Annotated in this window: 19 protein-coding genes; 6 read left to right on the top strand and 13 right to left on the bottom strand. The window is 48.4% G+C overall.

Going from position 1 to position 20255, the window contains the following annotated elements; genetic code table 11:
* Positions 1–138: 138 nt before the first annotated feature.
* Genes QXU03_00825 through QXU03_00815 form a run of 3 tightly spaced genes read right to left on the bottom strand, consistent with a single transcriptional unit; the run spans position 139 to position 3087 of the window.
* Positions 139–945 carry a 4-phosphopantoate--beta-alanine ligase gene (locus QXU03_00825; protein MEM2170294.1) on the bottom strand — a complete coding sequence of 269 codons (807 nt, stop codon included), beginning with the start codon at positions 943–945 and terminating at the stop codon, positions 139–141.
* On the bottom strand, positions 920–1783 hold the full coding sequence (locus tag QXU03_00820; protein ID MEM2170293.1) for a kinase: 864 nt from the start codon (positions 1781–1783) through the stop codon (positions 920–922). The genes QXU03_00825 and QXU03_00820 overlap by 26 nt, the downstream gene beginning before the upstream one ends.
* A gap of 5 nt (positions 1784–1788) precedes the next feature.
* Positions 1789–3087: an alkaline phosphatase family protein gene (locus QXU03_00815; GenBank protein ID MEM2170292.1), complete on the bottom strand. Its 1299-nt coding sequence runs from the start codon at positions 3085–3087 to the stop codon at positions 1789–1791.
* Between the two features lie 61 nt (positions 3088–3148).
* Between QXU03_00815 and QXU03_00810 the strand changes: the two genes are divergently transcribed.
* On the top strand, positions 3149–3892 hold the full coding sequence (locus QXU03_00810; protein MEM2170291.1) for an ABC transporter ATP-binding protein: 744 nt from the start codon (positions 3149–3151) through the stop codon (positions 3890–3892).
* Between the two features lie 3 nt (positions 3893–3895).
* Complete coding sequence (locus tag QXU03_00805) at positions 3896–5164, top strand: ABC transporter permease (GenBank protein ID MEM2170290.1); 1269 nt, start codon at positions 3896–3898, stop codon at positions 5162–5164.
* A 3-nt stretch (positions 5165–5167) separates the two neighbouring features.
* Here QXU03_00805 and panB read toward each other — a convergent pair whose 3' ends face one another.
* The 4 genes from panB to QXU03_00785 are packed head-to-tail and all read right to left on the bottom strand — an operon-like array spanning position 5168 to position 8460.
* Positions 5168–5977 carry a 3-methyl-2-oxobutanoate hydroxymethyltransferase gene (panB, locus tag QXU03_00800; GenBank protein MEM2170289.1) on the bottom strand — a complete coding sequence of 270 codons (810 nt, stop codon included), beginning with the start codon at positions 5975–5977 and terminating at the stop codon, positions 5168–5170.
* A 39-nt stretch (positions 5978–6016) separates the two neighbouring features.
* A complete protein-coding gene (locus QXU03_00795) occupies positions 6017–6955 on the bottom strand; it encodes a 2-dehydropantoate 2-reductase (protein MEM2170288.1) in 939 nt (312 codons plus the stop codon).
* Positions 6945–7826, bottom strand: a complete 882-nt coding sequence (locus tag QXU03_00790) for a thiamine-phosphate synthase family protein (GenBank protein ID MEM2170287.1) — start codon at positions 7824–7826, stop codon at positions 6945–6947. The genes QXU03_00795 and QXU03_00790 overlap by 11 nt, the downstream gene beginning before the upstream one ends.
* The gene (locus tag QXU03_00785) at positions 7762–8460 is read right to left on the bottom strand and encodes a hypothetical protein (protein ID MEM2170286.1); all 699 of its coding nucleotides are present in this window, start codon (positions 8458–8460) and stop codon (positions 7762–7764) included. The genes QXU03_00790 and QXU03_00785 overlap by 65 nt, the downstream gene beginning before the upstream one ends.
* Positions 8461–8536: 76 nt before the next feature.
* Here QXU03_00785 and QXU03_00780 point away from each other — a divergent pair, with 76 nt between their 5' ends.
* Together QXU03_00780 and QXU03_00775 are read left to right on the top strand one after the other, a co-directional pair.
* Positions 8537–9253, top strand: a complete 717-nt coding sequence (locus QXU03_00780; protein ID MEM2170285.1) for an ABC transporter ATP-binding protein — start codon at positions 8537–8539, stop codon at positions 9251–9253.
* Positions 9250–10506, top strand: coding sequence for an ABC transporter permease (locus QXU03_00775; GenBank protein MEM2170284.1), 1257 nt, complete (start codon positions 9250–9252; stop codon positions 10504–10506). Before QXU03_00780 ends, QXU03_00775 begins: the two co-directional genes overlap by 4 nt.
* 369 nt (positions 10507–10875) lie before the next feature.
* Here QXU03_00775 and QXU03_00770 read toward each other — a convergent pair whose 3' ends face one another.
* Both QXU03_00770 and QXU03_00765 read right to left on the bottom strand, forming a co-directional pair.
* Complete coding sequence (locus QXU03_00770) at positions 10876–11841, bottom strand: NAD-dependent epimerase/dehydratase family protein (GenBank protein ID MEM2170283.1); 966 nt, start codon at positions 11839–11841, stop codon at positions 10876–10878.
* Positions 11842–11852: 11 nt separating this feature from the next.
* Positions 11853–13049 (bottom strand): aminotransferase class I/II-fold pyridoxal phosphate-dependent enzyme, encoded by a 1197-nt coding sequence (locus tag QXU03_00765; GenBank protein MEM2170282.1) that lies wholly within the window; start codon positions 13047–13049, stop codon positions 11853–11855.
* A 144-nt stretch (positions 13050–13193) separates the two neighbouring features.
* On the opposite strand from QXU03_00765, the gene QXU03_00760 reads away from it, so the two are divergent.
* Positions 13194–13520 (top strand): hypothetical protein, encoded by a 327-nt coding sequence (locus tag QXU03_00760; protein MEM2170281.1) that lies wholly within the window; start codon positions 13194–13196, stop codon positions 13518–13520.
* A gap of 331 nt (positions 13521–13851) precedes the next feature.
* The gene (locus QXU03_00755) at positions 13852–14496 is read left to right on the top strand and encodes a hypothetical protein (GenBank protein MEM2170280.1); all 645 of its coding nucleotides are present in this window, start codon (positions 13852–13854) and stop codon (positions 14494–14496) included.
* Here the strand turns inward: QXU03_00755 and QXU03_00750 are convergent.
* From QXU03_00750 to QXU03_00735, 4 genes are all read right to left on the bottom strand, one after another.
* On the bottom strand, positions 14479–15240 hold the full coding sequence (locus tag QXU03_00750) for an alanyl-tRNA editing protein (protein MEM2170279.1): 762 nt from the start codon (positions 15238–15240) through the stop codon (positions 14479–14481). The genes QXU03_00755 and QXU03_00750 overlap by 18 nt on opposite strands.
* 79 nt (positions 15241–15319) lie before the next feature.
* A complete protein-coding gene (locus QXU03_00745) occupies positions 15320–16015 on the bottom strand; it encodes a phenylalanine--tRNA ligase beta subunit-related protein (GenBank protein ID MEM2170278.1) in 696 nt (231 codons plus the stop codon).
* Between the two features lie 140 nt (positions 16016–16155).
* Positions 16156–17715 carry a hydantoinase B/oxoprolinase family protein gene (locus tag QXU03_00740; protein ID MEM2170277.1) on the bottom strand — a complete coding sequence of 520 codons (1560 nt, stop codon included), beginning with the start codon at positions 17713–17715 and terminating at the stop codon, positions 16156–16158.
* Between the two features lie 6 nt (positions 17716–17721).
* Positions 17722–19704 (bottom strand): hydantoinase/oxoprolinase family protein, encoded by a 1983-nt coding sequence (locus tag QXU03_00735; protein MEM2170276.1) that lies wholly within the window; start codon positions 19702–19704, stop codon positions 17722–17724.
* Between the last annotated feature and the right edge of the window lie 551 nt (positions 19705–20255).

Below are 20255 nucleotides of genomic sequence, written 5' to 3'. Positions count from 1 at the left end.
ATGCCGGTAGGCGAGATGGTAGCTGGTGAGTAGCGTGCAGTAATGTGGTATTATGGAGTGTGTACGGTGGGGGTGCAAAACAGTATTAGCCGTTGATTCGCGTAGCGGGTTTATAGGAAATTGCGCGGGATTCCCCATCTAATCTATGTGAGGTGGGGGGTTAAGTTGGGGGAAGCTCAATGTAATTTTGGATTCCGAGAGCTCCTTGAGCCTATTCAGTATGTGCTTTAACGCGTCCTGCAGTGTAGCGTTGTTATCGTATTTACTAACTATTTCTTCGAGCTCTTCGCGCTTTTTCCTCTTAAATTCCCTAGCCTTCTCAATCATCAGGGGGACAGCCCTAACTACGTTATCAACTATCGTTATGCTGGCGGCACGGGCAGTTCTAGAAAGCGGGTTTAAGTCTATGGCTATGACGGTTTTACCCATTTTACGTAATGCTTCAGTCCTATCGCCGTCTTCTAGCGGTACGAGCACGACGTCGGCTATTAGTATTCCTCTTGGACTAACTCGCCTCCTCTCGCTAAACAACTCGGGTATCGTTGCGGAGGCGTCTTCGCCTACGCCGAGCACTTCTTCGGCGCCGTGCTCTCTAAGCCACATAGCTATTGCTTCTTCCCTTTCACGCGACCTGTAAAAGAGGTTTATCTCTATTTTAGCGTTTACTTCTCTTGCAAGTTCAACGATTTCACGGGGTATAAGTGCGGCCGTGTTGCCGTTAACTGAGATCACGGGGTACTTCGCCAGTATGAGCGACGCGATAGCGGCTTCTACCGCCTTTACAGCGAATGGTTGTGTTTTTTCCCCGATTAGGTAGTCGAAGCACTCACCGCGCCCATGTGCTATTAGGCCCTCTTCTACTACTATTCTTCTTCTAAAGCACTCAACGAGTCTTTCTCTGATGAGTAAGCTGGCCCTTCTAGGGTGATTTGGTGGAATGTGCAATTGTAACACCAATACTCGATATAGTTGCGTGAAGAGCTTTAATACCCCGTCTCCTCAGCTCTTCTAGGATGTCCCATGCGTATTCCCTCTCAATCCACACTACTAAGGCTGACTTCTTCAAGTAGTAATCAACGATTCCCGGCAATCCATCAACTATGCTCCCCACTCTGGTATAATTAAACAGCTTGCTCGTGAACCTCTTGGAGCACTCGAAAAACGTTTTTAAATCCTCATTTTCAATTACTTTTTCCAATAAAACCTTGCCTAGCCCGTAATCTTCCGGCTTCATGCGGGAGAGCATCGCCTTTGTCGGCTCCAATTCCCCGAGCTCTATGACCACGAGGTCCACCCGTTCGCGGAGAATAATCCTGTAAGCAAAACCTATTCCTGGAGCTCCCGGCTTCAAGCGTATTGCGAACCCACCTGTATATTCAGCTATAACATCACCCAAACCCGTACCGTACTCCACCTCAAGGACATGCGCTGCTTGTAGGGCTCTAAGTAGCGGCCTACTAGTAGCGATGTGCGTTGCAATGGAATGCGCTATGAGTATGGCAGCTGAAACCCCGAAACCCCGTCCCAGTGTCAGCGGTGCAGTAGCCGTGGTTTTGATGTTCACGCCCGCGCTCTTGCAGATTTTCTCCGCCTGCTCACTAAACAAGCTTTCTCCATTTAGCACGATACTACAAGGACCCAGCTGAAACGTGGCATTGAGGTAAAGCGATAAGTTCAGTCCAGCACCAATACTTCCAGCTTCCAGTGGATTTTCAGCGTAGTAGGGTACCCATATACCGGAGACGTGAAGAGGTACCACGATTAAAGGCTTAGGAGAGCTCATGGAGGCTATTTCCTTAAGTAGTTGTTTAGTACCAGCGGTAGGAGCTGCCATCCGTGCTCAATTAATCCGAGTAGCCCCTTAGAGCAATCCCGCTCTGTGAACCGCATTACGCCATCGGGTTGTATACCCGGCACGTAGAATGCTACGGGTACAGGATCATCAGTATGAGCTCTCTTGCTAGGCGGGGTAGCGTGGTCCGCTGTAACTAGAACAGCATACTTATCAGCGTAATCTAGGAGCGACCGTACGAAGTACTTGTCGATTTCCTCTACTCTACGTTTCTTCAACTCGAGGTCCCCGTCATGGCCCGGCTCATCGGGGCCTTTCAAGTGTACGTATACGATATCGTTTTTCTCGAGCGCGTTCAGCGTCACGTCAAGTCTTTTCTCGTAATCGAGTTTCAAGTTACCGGTGGGGGGTTCTAGTGGTACGATGTTTGCCCCGAAAGCTTTACCGATGCCTATTTCGACGGGCATTTCAGCCAGAACCGCGAACTTGCAACCATACTTAGTGTTCAATGGCGTGGCTCTAGGGGCTCTCCCGCCCGCATCTCTAAGTAGTATTGCATTAGCTGGTGGAAGACCTCTTCGAGCCCTCTCCTCGTTGACTGGATGGTTTTCGAGAATCTTAACGGCGTTGTCGAAAAACAAGTTCGCTAATTCGGCCGTTATCCGGGCTTCCTCACTATCATCAAGCGGTACTATGCTTTCTACGAAGAGCTTTGGCTTGTCAACTGCCAAGCTGACAAGCCCCTTTCTCACGTAAGCAGGGTCGTTATTACTTACCATGGGTGAAAGCCTCTTATTCACGCTGCCAATAACGACTACTGCTCTGTGCCCTATAGTTGCTACGACCCTAACGTAACCACCATGCGTACCGAGGTTCATCTCGTCGAGCGCCTCTGCGAGCTTCTTAGCTTCTTCTGTTGAGAGGTTTCTGCCAACCCTTCTATCGATTATCTTCCTCGTAGTAGGATCTATCGTGGCGAAGTTAGCCCTGAACGCAACCTCGAAACCCTCTTTTATACTAAGACCGGCTCCTAGCGCTTCAAGAAAGCCTCTACCCGTGTGGACCTCGTGAGGGTTGTAGCCGAGAATCGATATTACCGCTTCATCGCTTTCCGGCGAAACTCCGCGCTCTACAGTGTACATTAAGCCGCACACGCCTCGACTAGCTATCCAGTCCAGGCCGGGTTTCTCGGCGAGCTCTAGTGTGGTAACTGGATCTTTCAAGCTATCGGCTACACCGTCTATAACCAGGTAGAGTAACTTGTACTTCAAGCCTCGCACCGGTTCCCAGGGCATTTATTAGCTAGAAGCCAAAATATATAACCCTAAGAAATCGTGCTTTACTGAAAGACCAGAGGTGGCAATTATTTCAAAGTATGCTATTAGAGTGGAGAACCTCGTTAAAATATACAGTAGAGGGACAATGGCGCTCAGCGGCCTTACGTTTACTGTAAACCATGGGGAGATATACGCGCTAATAGGCCCTAACGGTAGTGGCAAAACTACTACTCTCCGAATACTCGCTACCTTAATAAAGCCTACAAAGGGGTTGGTGGAAGTACATGGTATAAACGTCGTTCAAGAGCCCCTTAAGGTTCGCTCATTGATAAACTACCTTCCTGAAGAGGCCGGTGCCTACAGGGATCTCTCAGGCGAGGACTTCTTAAGGTTCATGCTGTCTATGAGGTTTAGTAAACGCATGCTTGAAGAGGCCGTAGAGGAGGCCATTGAGATCAGCGGACTCGGTAAGGACTTGAAGAGACCTATTAGGACGTATAGTAAGGGTATGAAGAGGATCCTCGCGCTCAGCGCGGTACTCGCATCTAAGCCCAAGCTACTACTACTCGACGAGCCGACGGCAGGACTTGACGTGGAGAAGGCCCTTTTCGTGAGGAATTTAATAAGGAAGTATAATAGGGAATACGGCATAACGGTTCTTCTAAGTAGTCATAACATGCTCGAAGTTGAATACCTCGCGGACAGAGTTGGAATAATGTATGCGGGCAAGCTAATAGGTGAGGGATTGCCCAAAGAGCTTAAAGAAGCCCTTGGCGCCGTCAACCTGGAAGAGGTGTTCATTAGGCTTAAGGAGAGGGCATAAAGCATGGTTCTAGCGCAGTTAGTTAAGAGGGAGATAAAAGCATTTTTGAAGAATCCAGCATTCATAGGCACCCTCATATTACTTGTAGTCTTCTACGCCGCTCTAGGCGGCATGATGCGAAGAGGTATTGAAGAAGCGCAGAAAGCCGTGGTGGAGACTAGTATTGGAGTGGTCTTGGAGGAAGACACACCGCTAACACGTGAGTTAATCAATGCGCTCAATGTAACGTTACAAGGACGCGTTAGTCTGCATGGCTCGTTAAGAGAAGCAGCGGAAAAAGCCAGTATTGGGATACAAATACCCATGGGCTTCACGGCGAACGCTACCGGTAGTGGTAAAATTTCGCTGAATAGTATAGTTAAGGTTGACAGCTTCTCTACAACCATTATACAAGCCAAAACAGCTGTGATATCGCAAATAGAAAACATTATAAAGAGAATACTCCCGCTAGTTCTCAGCGCTATTTATGGTCAGCGACCCTCTAAAGAAGTAGACGTGGTGATCCGGGGAACGGCGCTTTTCTACAACAAAGAAGTGGATGTTTACGTCTTAACGGGTTTCTTCTCGTTTATTCTGATGTTGCCGTTACTGGTGGCAATAGTATTTGGATCTAACGCAACATACGCTTCGCAACTTGTTGCGTTTGAAAAAGCCGAAAAGGCTTTTGAAATGCTCCTAGCACAGCCTATTAGGAGAAGCTATATAGTGCTAGCGAAGATCATGGGCGCATCAATAGCAACTATGATATTCTCGGTAATATACCTGGTAGGGCTGTTTGCCATGTTTACTGGCATGGCGCCGACAGGTACCATAGAGTCCGGTCAAACAATGGCTTCAGCTATCCTTTCAGAGCTCTCACGGCAACTTGGAGTGGACTTGGCACCCCACATAGCGCTCTCGGTAATAATATCGCTTGTTCTCGGATTACTTGTTTCGGGTTCCATTGGCATAGTGCTTGGCTCTTTAGCTCCCGATGAGAGGACGGCCGGCATATTAACGACCCCTGTAATGCTACTTTACTTCGGAATAGCATTTGTGTTCATGTTTATGGGAATACAACTGAGTATTCCGCTTTCTATAATTGCCGGTATTGCGGTAATGCCTATACCGACCATTTACATATTATCGCTAATAGTAGGGGAATTTTCCTACGTCACTATTTCAATAACAATAGCGGTAACAACGTGTCTGCTTCTAATTGCGACATCCGTATTCCTGTTTAATAGGGATATCGTAGTGCTGGGCCTTAGGTTAAAACTAAAACGCGAGTGAGTGTTAGTGCCTCTTTTCGTGGGAGTAGAAGTAGTGCTCTCTAGAGGGGAAGGCAGCACTTTTTACATCTTCAACGTACTTTTTAATGGCGTCTATGATGATGCTTCTCAAGTCGGCATACTTCTTCGCAAATGGCGGAATGTTCTCGTACAGGCCGAGAACATCGTGTAGAACTAGTACTTGACCATCACAGTACGGGCCGCTCCCAATACATATGGTCGGTATAGATAGCTCCCGTGTTACCTCTTCCACCACGTCAGCTGCTGTATACTCTATAACAAGGGAGAAGGCGCCCGCCTTCTCTAGCTCCTTCGCGTCTTCAATAATCTTTTCCCTTTCCGCCTCGCTAATACCGTGTTTTCTGTAACCACCTACTAGCAATGCCCTTTGAGGATTTAATCCTATGTGCCCCATTACGGGTATGCCAGCTCTTATAAGGGCTTTTACCACATCTGCCATCTCAGCACCGCCCTCTATTTTGACGGCTTCTGCTCCCGCCTTGATCATCAGGCCGGCGTTTTTAACAGCATCTTCAGCACTAACCTCGTAGCTAAGAAATGGCATGTCGCCTACAACAAGAGCGCGGGGTTTTGCTCTTGCAACGCTCGAAACGTGTAGAAGCATCATCTCCATGGTGACAGGTAGCGTGGAGTCGAAACCGTGCACGACCATTCCGGCGCTATCACCAACGAGTAACACGTCTACCCCCGCTGCATCGGCAAGTCTCGCGGTGATGTAGTCGTACGCGGTAATCATGGCGATTTTCTCGCGGCCTTTCATCTTGAGGATTTCTCGCACCGTTTTCTTCGACATAGTTCCACCGCATCAAATTAGTGTAGGAAACCATAAAATTCATTCAATAAGTGCATTTCTCGCCTTTTCAGCGAGCTTTACTAGCAACGTGAGTGTGTGATTAACAGAGGTGCCTTTACCTAGTGTTCTAGCCACATATCCGTTAATGTAGTCTACTTCTGTCGTTTTACCGTGAACGACATCTTGCGCCATGCTGGAGATGTTGTCCGCTACGGCTTCCACGTTCCTCTTAACGTAAGCTAAGAGCCTTTCCTCGTCTAGCTCGTATCCTTGGAGTTTTGCGGCTTCGCAAACCTCTCTTAAGATCAGCCTGGCAAGCTCAAGGCCTTCCTCTTCCAAGATAACCTTATTACGTGCCCTTAGTACTGCGGTCATGGGGTTGACGACCGCATTTAGTGCGAGCTTTAGCCACCTGTAGTAATCAATGTCACTTACAACCCTGAAATCTAAGCCGCCCAACCTGAAGACTCTAGTGAGCTCTAAGAGCTCCAAGCACAGCGCTTTTCTACATCCAACCAGCATTACGTTCCCTCCATGATAGATCACTCTGCCACGTTTTGCTCTTTCCGCGCCGTAATACACCACGCCCCCAGCCACTTTAGTTCCGTGAATACTTTCCTCGGCTAATTCTAGGCTCCCGAACCCGTTTTGAAGCATTATGACTAGTCCTTCGCGAATAGCTATTTTCTGCGTGAGCCTTAGGCTCCCTGGTACATCGTATGCCTTAACAGCGTTGAATACGAAGAAGCACCTATCAATGGGGGTTTCATGGTGCCTTGGCACGACCGGTACCAAAAATTCTTCGTTGAGCTTTTTATCATACACATACACACCTCCCTGATTTTTTACTTCTTTGTAGCTCTCTTCGGAGGCGTAGTATACTGGTATGTGTTTAATGCCACTACGGTATAGGAAGTATGCGAGCACCCCGCCCACAGCGCCTCCGCCGATGATGCAGATACCGTCATCACGGCTCATGAATACCACCTACAATGTTCTTCAAGTATGACTCTAACTGATGAAAGCTTTCTGCAAAAATGTATGCTACCGGTTCAAGCCCTAGGCCCCCGAAATCGCATACTACTTGTGGCTTCTCGAGAAGGGCTTTTTCGATGCTGACCCAGAAATCGTCTTCTCGAAGATGCGGCCCTGTATCTACGACGTGCATGCCCATCTCTGCAAGTGTGTTTTTAACCCGTTTGGCGCACTTAACGTTAAAGCAGAACTTCAACTTAGGATTACTCTTCGTGGCCATTAACAGTACACGGGCGACGTGCCTACTACCACCATAAGCCGGCTCACCGTAGAAAGTCACGCCTCCGGCTATTTTGATTATCCTCCCTGTCAGGCCTATTATGTCACTCACACTTTTCGGCGTCCTCGGTGCATACGCTAAATTAGACCCAACTTCGGGAATTAGTTTCTCGAGGCCCCGAATTGTTAGCACTGTAAAAAGTAGCCCCTTGTAGTACTCTATTTCGGGGTCCCTGAAAACCCCCGTTATGCAGAGCTGTATGAGGTCTTTCCGGGTACCGCATATAGCTCTGAGTGCAAGCTGATTTACTACGGTGAAGGTCGTTGAGATGAACCTCTCATAGTCCTCGCTAATGGCGATCTCCACGAGAATATTCACGTAGTGCTCGATAAAGTCACGAGAAAGCCCCAGCTTCGCGAGCCCCGCGTAATATTCCTCTAGTGGTTTTCGCAGGATTTTGCTGATCATGGGCTGCGTAACTTCGAGGTAGTTAGCTATTTTTCTCTGACTTATCCCGGCTGAGCTTAGTTTATGTGCTAGTATTCCCCTCATAGCTGGTAGTATTTTTGATGAAACTAGCTCGTGTATTAACATTAGCTAGTGCACCGGCACCACGAGTACTTACAGTATAACGGGGTTTTTCAAGTTTGCTTGATACCATGTCGGCGAAATTCAAGATCTCCCTGAGGATTGCGAGCTCGCCGGCGAAGGCCTCCTCGTACTTTTCCATTTCTACTATGAGCTCTACAATTTTGTCAAGTTTATTGAAAACGAAGTTCTTAAATAGTTCTCTATCACCGTTTGTGAGGCTCTCTTTGAGTGCTAGGCGTCGTAACATTTCGAGTGTATTGCGCGGTTCCATGCACCTGTACTTTACCAATAATGCTTTCAACTTAGGGTCTTCCACCGACATGCCGAGGTACTCGTTGAGAACGCTCCTGGTAGCCTCCATATCTACAAATTTCCACCAGGTTTGGCTGGATGAAGAATATGATTTCTCTACTACACCGTACTCCTTTTCAAGGATTCTGAGTACATTTGCGGGGTTGTATACGAAGCCCGCCGAGCTCAACTTTAGCACTAGGTGCTTAAAGCTAAAATCCCCGAATCTATGGTCTATATTGGGGTCCTGCGCCACCTCGTACGCAGCCTTAAGTACCACTAAGCCTCTTTCACCGAATCTTTCCAGGAATAGCCGTACCCTGTCAGCTACGTTTAATTGCTGCAATAAAACACCCGCATACTATATTGTAGTATTACAGGATATAACTCTTTTCCACTACTAGTTCTAGTGGGGTATTACTGTGAGTGTTGTAGTCGAAGCAAAAGAGGTTTACAAAAACTACGGTAAGGTTCAGGCACTTCGAGGGGCTTCATTAACAGTGAAGGAAGGCCAGGTCTACGGGCTCGTAGGACCTAACGGTGCGGGCAAAACCACGCTTTTGAGGATACTGGCGGGGCTCGCAAAGCCAGCTAAAGGATCCGTGAAGGTCTGTGAACTAGACCCTTACAGGAACTACGAAGAGGCGCGTCGATATATCGGATACTTACCTGAGGACGCAAATACGTACGACTTATTAACCGGGTACGAGCACCTAGTTCTCTACGCAAACCTCTATGGGGCTTCAAGCGATAGTATCAAGTACGGGGTGGAACTAGCCGCCCTAGGTAGTAGGCTGTACGATCTCACAAAGACCTACAGTAAGGGCATGAAACGTAGACTTCTAGTAGCGTTAGTGCTCATGAGGAGACCTAAAGTCGCGTTGCTCGACGAGCCCACGGCGGGGCTGGACGTGCATGCAAGCCTCTCCGTTAGGAGAGCCATTAGGAAATACGTCGTTGAAACGGGGGCAACGGTCATAGTTAGTAGCCACAACATGCTTGAAATAGAGTACCTCTGCGATAAGGTAGGGCTTATATATGGAGGTAAAATAATTGCCGAGGGTGCCGTGGATGAGCTTCTAGGGAAATACGGTGCTAAAAACCTCGAAGAAGTCTTCGAAGTTGTTGTAGGTGATTGAGGTTGAAGCTCGCCAAGAAGCTTAGAATCCTGCTATGGAAGGAGTTGAAAGAGATCTCAAGGGATAAGAAACTAGTGGCGACCACTATATTGTTTCCCTTGGTCTCATTACCGGCTATAGGGTTTCTCACCGCCTTGCTCCTTTACTACCAGCCAGTAGTAATCGCTATAGTGAACGAGGACGCCGGCCCAAGTACTGTTACTAGCTGGTTTATTGAGAACGTAGTCAGCGCACTCACCTCGGCAGGCCATTCCGTGGTCGAGGTGGATGACTTGGAATCGGCGCTGAGAAACGCCACAATAGACTTGATCCTGATTATTCCTGGGGGCTTTCACGAAAACGCAACGAGCTTTGATAAAGTAGCATACGTAGAGATAATCAGGCGCGCTGGAGTTTCGGAAGAAAGGGTTAACCGAGTCGAGCAGGATGTTAGAAACACTATTACGAGCATATCTCTGAGTTTATCTGAGATGAAGATACGCGAATTAGCCGAGAAGGCCGGTGTGGAGGAATATAGCGTGGAGGCCATTAGAAACCCCGTTCAAATCAAAGTTCCAGTATACGTCACTCCCAAGGGCGAGCCTGCTAAGCCCGAGGACATCGTAAGACCTTTCATCGCTAGGTTACTGATCCTCTCATTTTCCTTCATAGTTACGCCGGCATCGTCTTTCATAATTGATGGTATCGTAGGCGAACGCGAGAGGAAAACCATGGAAATGCTATTGGCATCTCCCGCGGGGTTATGGGACATGCTAGTAGCCAAGATCGTTGCTGCGTCGGTAATAGGTTTGATAGCTTCCCTAGCCGATATTCTCGGCTTGCTGGCGTATTTTGGAGTGCTCGTTACCGCTCTGGGGGGCTGGTTCATGGCCGTGTACGATGCTAGACTTGTACTACTACACGCGTTCACAGCGTTCTTGACGATACTAGTAACGGTGTCGATTTCAATACCTTTCATAACAAGAACACGTGGTATTAAAACCGCAAGTAACATTGCAGGACTTCTCTCGATTGTAGGGCTTGCATTCTTCGTCTCGGGCTGGATGGTGGATTTCTACAAGCTATCACGTGAAATATTCACAGCCCTCTTGGCAGTCCCATACGCTCACAGCATTCTCATTATTCAAAGCTACGTGTACGGGGACTACAATATGGTGGCGGCGAGTGTTTCCTTCCTAGTGATGCTCTCGTTAGCGGTAATGACCATTTCACTAAGAACGTTGGAGAGGGAGAAGGTCTTACTAGCTGGTTAGGGGTTCAGCTCTTATATAGGTTTATGTTGGTTGGTGTCATCGCTTCATCTCTGTTCCCCTGCATTGGTCTTGGGTTTGCATTACCCTTTGGGGTGTTCAGGGCGACCCCGAGCACCCCACATCTTGCTGTGTCTCGAGGAGAGCCCTTGTTGAGAGCTCTCGATCCCCCATCGAGGTACCTCCGCATATTGCTGTATAAAGGTGTTTATAAACATTTCTATCAATATCAACCAATACGAACAAATACGAAAACCGAAACAGTTGCACAAGGTGGTCATCCGGTAAACAAAGGGAAAATAAAAAATATTACTAATTCCTCTACATTGTTCCCCGCACTACCATAGGGCCGAAAACGGATCGCTGAACCCTTTACTCCACTACCTCTATGGGCTTACCAAGCTTCCTGCCTATTTTTACTAGCATATCTTTGACCATCACTTCGAAGGTCCAGTCCGGCTTCCAGCCCCACTCCTCCCTGGCAGAGCTATCATCTATCGTCCTGGGCCACGAGTCAGCTATTTGTTGCCTAAAGTCTGGTTTGTACTCCACTCTGAAGTCCGGTACGTATTTCTTAATTTCCTCTTCTAACTGCTTTGGTGTGAAGCTGAATGCCGTTACGTTGTAACCTACAAATAGTTTTAACTTCGATCTGTCCGCCTGCATTAATTGGATGGCGGACTTTACAGCATCAGGCATATACATCATTGGCAGCATCGTATCTTCCCTCAAGTAGCAAGTGTACGGTTTACCCTCTACGGCGTAATAAAATATCTCCACGGCGTAGTCCGTAGTGCCTCCTCCTGGTAGCGCCTCACTACTTATTATGCCGGGCCACCTCACCCCGCGGACGTCGATACCGTACTTGTTCACGTAGTATCTAGCTAGAAGCTCGCCAGCATACTTAGTTATACCGTACATCGTAATGGGCTCTATTATTGTATGCTGCGGTGTATTGTACTTGGGTGTTGTGGGACCGAAAACGGCTATCGTGCTAGGCCAGAACACCCTTAACCCGTACTCTCTAGCTAGTTCCAGCACGTTGTAATGCCCAATCATGTTCACCTTCCACGCCAGTTGCGGGTTTTTCTCGCCTGCAGCAGAGAGTAATGCAGCGAGGTTGTAGATTTCGGTTACATCGTATTTTTTAATGGCGCTTTCAACGGATTCCCTACTAGTGACGTCCACGCGCTCTACAGGACCCTCTGCTAGCCTCCCGGTAGGAGGCTTCGAGTGATATCCCGCTATGACATTGTTCCTCCCGTAAATTTCCCTCAACGCTGGTACGAGCTCTGCACCGATCTGGCCGGTTGAACCAATAACGAGTATTCTCGTCAATAGAGAAACACCTAAATTATTTCTAGTTTCCTACCCCACTTCTCATACACTGCTAAGGCTTTGTTTAAGTCGTCTTTCGTGTGGTCCGCGTTAACCTGGTTCCTTATCCTCTCGGTGCCTCTAGGGACCATTGGGTAAACTATTGGTACGACGAACACCCCCTCTTCAAATAGTGCTTTAGCTAGTTCACGGGTTTTCTTAGTGTCCCCGATTATGGCGGGTACTATTGGTGTTTGACTGTTACCAGTATTGAAACCTATGGATTGAAGCTCTTTTCTAAAGTAATCTGCGTTGCTGTGCAACCTCCTGACCCTTTCTTTGCCTTCGGAACTCATGACTATTTCAATGGCTTTAATGTTAGCAGCTATTACCGGTACCGGTGGCCCTGTGCTTAGTAGCCACGTTCTTGCCCTGTTTCTAATATATTCTATTATTTCGTGGTCCGAGCCGATCATGCCCCCGCTCGAGCCTAGCGCCTTAGAGAATGTGCCCATATGGAAGTCCACCTTATCTTCCACGTTAAAGTGTGCCGGCGTGCCGTGGCCCTCCCCCAGCACCCCGTCGCCGTGTGCGTCGTCTACGTATAGCATTGCATTAAACTCTTCTGCAAGCTTCACTATTTTGTCTAGTGGCGCGATGTCTCCGTCCATTGAGAAAACGGCATCAGTCGCTATGAGTATTTTGTTATACTTGCCCTGAGCCTTTCTTAACTTGTCTTCGAGGTCCGCTACATCGCAGTGGTTGTATATCATTCTCTCGGCTCTCGACAACCTCACTCCATCGATTATGCTTCCGTGGTTTAGCTGATCTGAGAGTATTAGGTCCCCCTGGTCAGCAATAGCTGGTATCGTACCCGCATTGACGGCGAAGCCTGTGGGGAAGAAGAGGCCGGCCTCTGTCCTCTTGAACTCCGCTATCTTCTTCTCCAGTTCTGCTAATATTTCATGATAGCCAGCAATGGCCCAAACGGCGCCGGGACCCCATCCGTACTTTTCCATGGCCTCGAGGGCGGCCCGTTTAAGCCTGGGATCATTAGCTAGGTTCAAGTAGTTGTTTGATGCCAGCATTACCACTTCTTTACCCTCAACAACTACTCGGGGGCCAGCGGGCCCCATTAATCTCCTGATCTCCCAGAACTCGCCGCGCTCGTAAAGCTCTTTTAACTTATTTTTATACGTTTCTCTAACCCACGACTTGGCCAAGGACACCCCCTTAACAAGTTTACTACGACTCGGTTTTTAAGCTATCTATATTTGAACATAGCATATTTATGAATACTTACTGCTCACAGCGCGTGGTCATACGATATATTACTGTTTAAAGGCACATCTGAAACGTGGGGTGAAACCCGGGTGAGCGAGCTTAGCGAACTAGTGAATAAGATCTCAAGGTACAATGCGCTCTCAGAGGATGAAATGCTAGATCTCTACGACAAGCTAGACAGCCTATACAACGACATAGCCTCCAGGTATCTAGAAGCGCTGATGTACCCAGATAAAAATAGAGAGCTGGTAAACAAGGTGATAGAACTGACCACTAAACTGCTAACTAAAGACAATAAAAGCATTGAAGAGGAATTAGCGCTACTAGCGCTACTAGACATTCTCGCAGCAGACCTCTACAATAAGACAATGGGCTTGGTACTCGCAAGTGAAAATGCGGGGAAGCGAGAGCCTTAGAGGGGTAAACCACGTAATCATTTACCCGGTCTCCATGTCATTGTATTCTACGCGTAAAGGGCCGTCGATTCTGGCACTTGGTTTCCTGCGCAACAGGCTCACCACCATGGCCTACTAGCTACACTTAGCAGTGCTTTTAGAAAAGCCTACTTTTCCGCTGCCGAGTTAGAACACGAACTACCCTTGGAAGCTACATAAACGCGTCCTCAAATTATTATTTATTAAAACCCTGAATGAAGTACCTTCAAAGATAGAAAGACCGAGCGGGTGGTATCTATACGCTACGAGTTGCCGGAGTGCGCACAGCCACCAGTGACCCCTTCAAGCGCTAATGGCTGGTTCAAGCCTCGTAAAGGAAAGTGCCAGAAAGCTCTACGTTAAAGCCTCAGACGGTGTCTTGATGGCCGTATACGTAGGTATCGCGGCGTATTCAGGTACGCCGCCTCTACATGCCGTGGAAAAAGTTAATGTATTCGTTGAAAAGTTACAGGATTATTGCGGAGGGGTTTCCGGTAGAATAATATTCCTGGTTGGCGGTTACGAGGGCCTCATGAAGATATTCGTTGATAAAGCGCTTGAAAGAGGCTTCAAAGTGGTAATACTGCCTCCCGCGGAACGGGAGCGCGATGATTTCCCCGAGGAAGCGATAATCATCAAGACCGGGGTAACGGCAACTCTTAGAAGCTCTATACTCGTGCATGCATCGGATTTCCTCGTGGCGCTTGGGGGCGGTTCGGGTACGTTGGAGGAAGTGATAACAGCACACAATGAGGGTAAGGAGGTATACATCCTTACCGATACAGGGCTTCCAACAGATGTTGTGAAAGTACTGCCTTCTAGGCTCAATAGGTGGACTAAAGGAAATTTGAAGAGCTTTAATGACCCGGAAGTGATGGCAAAGAGCGTTTGTGAACACGTTGCTAATAGTGGTAGTAATGTAAATCGCACCGCTCCCCGACTAGATGCTGTATACTAGTTTGAAGCCCCGGGAGTGAGGCTCTGCTTTGAGTACCTTTATTCTACCCACTTCACTAGTATCCTTAACGTGTGTACCTGTGCACGGTATGGCATTAATGCCTTCTATTTCAACTATCCTATAGGCGTCCCTCACCGGTAACCTCTGGAGATTTGGCGCATTGTACGCTCTTAATGGTAGCTCTTCGCGTTTAACCCAGTACGCCTTAACCGGCCTAGACTCCTGGGTAATTTTGTTTGCGTATTCCTCAATGAGCTTTAGCTTGTCAATACCTGGCACGTCTCCAGCATCGTAAACTACGTATGCCTCCGGTGGCCCGTGATGGGCATCCAGAGTATTTAGCACCTTGCCATAAACCCTCATGACGGCTCCGTCTAGTATGTGCCCGGCTGTGTGTAGCTTCATGACGAGATACCTGAAGTCCCAATTCACCAGTAGCTTTATAGGGAGTTCGCGTTCAAGCGCGCCTTTCACGACTTTACCGTAGTGTACTAGGACATTGTCTATTTCGAGAACCTTGAGGACAGAGAATTCTAAGTTATGCCCCATCGCTACACCTGTATCGCTGGGTTGACCGCCGCTTCGTGGATGGAATATGGTCCTATCTAGGACTACGTAGTATCGATCACCTTTCTCGTGCACGTAATCAATCACAGTTGCAGACAGCTCCCTGACATAAGGGTCTTCTAAATATACTCTAAGAGTAGGTTTCATGCTCCTAGTCCATGCGTGTAAATTAACCAATATATACACCACAAGATTTCTAACTAATACCGCGGTAGTAATAAACTTCATGCCAACGTGCTTCCTCGGCCAGTTGTGTTTAGGCCTTATACTCTACCTTCTCGCAGGATCTCCACGCTAACTTCTCCATCAGCCTAACCACAGTTTTCACAGCTTCAATTAGTAGCTCCTTCTCCACGCGAGGTACTCCAGCTGCTACCACGAGTACTTTTTTCGTCGTGCTGGTTACGCAGGTTTCGGAGGAATCTCTGTGAGGGTATACGTGCACTATTAATCCTTTACCGTCAACTAGTACTGGGTATCCCGGTACTAAGATCTCCTCGCGGCCGCCGAGCGGCTTAAACGGCTCTCCGCCAGCGCTGAGTTTAAGTGCCAGGGGTGGAGTTATTCTGTCCAGATCGTACATTCCTATCGGGACCATTGTATATGCTGATGCGATGTTACCCGCATCCACAACCGGGTTTATCCTAGGGAATTCTCCACGCAAAATTCTCCTCACAAGAGCCTCGCTCGAAGGCCTGGTTTTCGTTGGGTCTATTCCAATCTTCCAGTAGAAGTCACGATACGCCCTCACGGCCTTGTCGCTCTTTAAGCCGTTAAGCGTGTACTTGGACTTGATGTACTCCATTAACCTAAAAACCTCCTCTTCGAAAGCGTACTCTTTTGGGACCATAGGCCATTCGAGCCATGAAGCCGTATAGGCTAAGTGAACGCCCAGGTTCCGTACATCATCGGTTAATTGTACGAGATCTTCGAGGTTTATGCACAGATCCACGACGTGCCACCTGCATTAATTAACAACTTTGTGTTTTAGAAGCGCCTCTCCTTATCTTAAACTTTAATTTCAACGAGCTCTACTGGTACTCCTCGGCAGCCCTCTTATACTTCGAATGATCACCACGGTTTTAAAATCGGTCAATGGGAACTACCCCAGCCGCCTCCACCAGGCGTCTCCACGATTACCTCGTCTCCTGGTTCGAGTTGCACTGTAAACTTGCTCGGCATCTCTAACACCTTGCCATCTCTTTTCTTGATGATAACGCGTCCAGGCCTACCTGGTTTTCCACCAGCAAGTCCGTAAGGTCCTCGCCTAAACCTATCTGCGAGTACTGAGAGCGTGGCTGGTTCTAATACCCTGAATGCTCTCACTACTCCGTCACCGCCACGGTACAGGCCTTCTCCACCACTTTCTTCACGAATTCTGTAAGTGACATATAGTATCGGGTACGCTCGCTCGGCCATCTCTATTGGTGTGTTCAGGGTATTGGTCATGTTTACGTGTACACCGCTTACGCCGTGCTTACCGGGCCTGCCACCGGTTCCGCCGCCAATGGTTTCGTAATAGGCCCAGTAGCCTCTCGCGGGGTTATAGCCACCGAGCATTATGTTCATCATGGTCCCTGAACCTGCAGCTGGAACTCGCTCCGGCATGAGCTTTGATATAGCCAGTAGTACCACGTCTACGACTCTCTGACTGGTTTCTAAATTACCACCGGCAACAGGTGCTGGCCTTTTCGGGTTTAGGATTGTACCCTCAGGTGCGTGGATTTTAATGGTGCTGTAAAAGCCTTCGTTTACTGGTATGTCTCCGGGAAGTAGGGTTCTGATAGCGTAACTCGAGGCAGCGTATGTAACGCCCAGTACAGCGTTCAGTGGTACATCTACTTGCTGAGATGTCCCCGTGTAGTCCAAGTGTACACCATTCTCCGATATGCTGATCTTGACGTGTATGGCTATGTCTCTGTCTTCGAGCTCCAAGTAGTCCTCGGCATCGGCCACTCCACGTTGCCACGTTCCGATACTTTTCAGTGCGAGCAACTTACTGTACTCTATTGCTCTGCTCCATGACTCCAGTACGGTGTTCAGACCGTATTTGCTCACCACTTCCTTGACCTTTACTACGCCTACACGTATAGCGGCGTATTGTGCGTAAAGGTCTCCTAGCGTGATTTGAGGAGTTTTGACATTAGCTACTATAAAACTCACTACCTCCTTTTTAATACTCCAGCTCTCGGCGAGCTTTACCGGAGGTATTATTAAGCCCTCCTCGTAAATAGTCTTCGCGTAAGGGTTAATACTACCCGGTAAGGGTCCTCCGACGTCTACGTGGTGGGCCTTATTTACCACGTAACCTATCAGCTTGTCCTCGTAGTATACAGGTGCTAATAGCATGATGTCATTTAAATGAGTGCCGGCAATGTAGGGGTCATTGAGAACCACCACATCTCCCTCACTTAGTACCATGCCTTCCCCTTCAACGTACTTCAGCGTATTGAAAACCCCGATCCTAAAAGACCCTAAGTGTACGGGTATATGTTCGGCCTGCGCAACTATCCTACCGTTCTCATCAGCTACCGCGCAGCTCAGGTCTACCCGCTCCCTTATATTCGGTGAGAGGGCAGACCTCTTAAGGGCTGCGCCCATTTCTTCGGCCACGAAACTAGTTGCCTTGAACACTACTTCCCACGAGACCACGCATTTTCACCTCTCAAGCCTTAGTTCCCCTAATCCACCAACCTGAAACCTCCACCCCGGTGGCACGATGGTGCAGGAACTGTACTCATCGATCACGGCAGGGCCCTCAGCAACGAACCATGCTGGCAACTGGTTTCTAGCGTAGACAGGTGTTTCAACCCAGTCTTCGAAGAAGACTTTTCTATACGCAATAGGCTTCGCCTCGGTAATGTCCGCGCGCAGGGTCGTGAGAGCGGGCTTAAACCTGTTCACTCTAATAGCAAATATTCTGATAACGACGACTTCGACATCTTCATCTAGTTTAAAGCCGAATGCGGTCAAGTGCTTTTCTTCGAAGGTTTTCTTAATGTCTTCAAGGAGGGAGGGCTTCTTGACGGGCACCGTTAACTCCCAGCCTTGACCTGCATACCTCACGTCAGCATACCTCACGAAGTAGTCTACTTTGCCGTTAAGCTTTTCTAGTAGCATTGATTCCAGGTGCGAATATGCCTCCTCGATGTTTCTAGGATATGAGGCACTGGCTTCGAACTTCCAGTCGGCTAATAATAGGCCGAGGGCGCTAAACAGCCCAGGGTGTGGCGGTATGATTACATGCTTGATCCCAAGCTCGGCGGCTATGAAAGCGGCGTGCTGAGGACCCGCACCTCCAAAGGCCACTAATGTAAATCCTTCAGGGTCCACTCCCCGCTCAACTGTAACTAACCTGATACCTCTAGCCATTTCCAAGTTCACGAGTTCGACGGCTTCAGTAGCAACTTCCAATGGGTCTCCGAGCTTTGAGAAAGCCCTGACCGCCGCCTCTTTGTTCAGCCTTATTGCCCCACCGGCAAGGATCTCACTTACTCTTCCAAGAATGAGGTTAGCGTCCGTCACGGTGGGTTCACTACCTCCGCGGCCATAGCACGCAGGACCCGGATCAGCACCCGCGCTAATGGGCCCTACGCGTAGGGCACCCGCCTCGTCTCTCCAAATGATAGTGCCACCTCCAGCCGATACCTCGGAGAGGTCTATGAAGGGATACCTTACGGTATAGCCTGAGCCCTTAACTACACGCCCGTGGTGGCTTTCTCCTCCGACTTCGTACTCGGAGGTTATTTCAATCTCGAGGTTCACTATTGTGCCTGCTTTAGCGGTTGTACCACCCATGTCGAAGCTTATGACATTACTTATGCCAAGCACTTTTGCAAACTCCGCTGATGCGACCACTCCTGCCGCAGGCCCGCTCTCAACGAGTTGTACAGGCCTCTCGCGGGCTTCGTTAACATCTACTAAGCCCCCAGAACTAGACATTATGTACAGTTCCCGTGCTCCAAGGTACTTTAAACTACTCCATAGCCTTTCAATATACTTTGAGATTATGGGCTTTAGTACAGCATTAACCACTGTCGTCGACGTCCTCTCATACTCTCTGGGTTCTGGTGAAATTTTGTAAGAAGCCGTAACATACTTAACGTACCCGCTCAATATTCTCTCCGCCAATTCTTCGTGAACGGGGTTAACGTACGAGTGGAGGAAAACTATAGCGGTGGACTCTACTCCTAGCTCCTTTAACTTCGTGCCCACCTCTTTCAGCTTTGAAGGATCCAGGGACTTAAGTACCTTACCAGTATAATCAACTCTCTCGTCTACTTCGAACCTGAGTTCGCGCGGAACGAGTGAAGGAGGCTTTTCAAAGAACGGGTCGTAGAGTTTAGGCCTATTCTGTCTCGCTATCTCAATGACATCTCTGAAACCGCGTGTTGTAATGAGGGCAGTTTTTGGTAGTTCAAGCCCTATCTGTCCTCTCAAGGTATTAGTAGCAATAGTAGTTGCATGTATCACTAGGAAATCTTGCAGCCCCATAAACTTTAAACTATTAACAATGGCAACTTCGGGGCTTCGAGGGGTTGAAAGCACCTTTAAATAGCCCAGTGAACCATCAGGCTTCACGTAGATGATGTCGGTGAACGTTCCACCAACATCAATTCCTACTACGTACAATTCGAGCACCAGCAAACCTTTGGCTTCAATGAACTACTAAGCGATAATTACCTTGAGGAGACTAAAAGCTAGAAACCGCGAGTCAGCGTTATCGTTGTAGCGCTGGAAAACCCGGATATTGTTGGGAAACTAAAGCTCGCATGAATTAGGACAAGGCACGCAAGCAACTCGCGTGAACATCAAGAAGAAAACAGCTCCATTCACCAACACTGCACAATCCCGGCAACCACCGGTTCTACACGAGAGGTTTGGTTTCTTTGCACAGAGCTCGCTGAACTTAAATCCCAGCCTTTCAAGCGCCTTAGTCACCGTTAAGTTGCTGGAAACCACTACCTAAATGCCGTCAACGGTTATTTCCACGAGCTTGTCCTCGGTATCCTCTTCTACGATGTACCCGGCATTGTGAGAGCATGCCCAGTAGTAGGCGAGTCAACCTACGCATTTACTTGGCGAGTTGCAGGCGTCGATGAAGTAGTAGAATTCGCAGTTCCTACACCTATTAGATTAATACGGGTACTTGCTTCCTTCATTTAATGGTAGCCCTGCTATACAGTTAATCC

The sequence above is a fragment of the Desulfurococcaceae archaeon genome, assembly GCA_038845865.1.
GTDB lineage: Archaea > Thermoproteota > Thermoprotei_A > Sulfolobales > Desulfurococcaceae > UBA285.
Note: the sequence above shows the minus strand (reverse complement) of the source record. Positions and strands in the feature narration are given on the sequence as shown.